The following is a 454-nucleotide window of genomic DNA, read 5'->3' on the forward strand; positions in this document are numbered from 1 at the left end:
GTGACTGGCCGTGACAGGGAAACCCGCGAATGGCTGGGCTGGGGCCATGCCTGGGTGCATGAAACCGCGGTGGTCAGACGGAAGAGTGAGGCATCCCGGTTTCAGGATTTTGTGGCCTGTGGAGACATGACGATTGTCCGTCGGGTCGGGGATGACACGGCGGAAGTGGCGGAGTATGTGCGTCGTATTCATGAGGCTGAGTTACTGGATCATATCGGTATTGACCCGTCAGGTGTGGGGCAGATTCTGGATTCACTGGCGGAAGCCGGGATCCCCGATGAGAGTGTGGTGGGGATAAGCCAGGGCTGGAAGCTGGGCGGGGCCATCAAAACCACCGAGCGCAAACTGGCTGAGGGAGTGCTGGTGCATGGTGGTCAGCCACTGATGGCCTGGTGCGTTGGCAATGCCCGGGTGGAGCCTAAAGGTAACGCCATTCTTATCACCAAACAGGCCA

The 454-nt window shown here is 59.5% G+C and carries 1 pseudogene; it reads left to right on the forward strand.

From position 1 onward, the window contains the following. Nucleotides 1–454, forward strand: a pseudogene (locus HEN33_RS27240) (terminase large subunit); the annotation flags it as partial.

It is taken from the genome of Escherichia sp. 94.0001 (assembly GCF_013369155.2).
Lineage (GTDB): Bacteria > Pseudomonadota > Gammaproteobacteria > Enterobacterales > Enterobacteriaceae > Escherichia > Escherichia coli_F.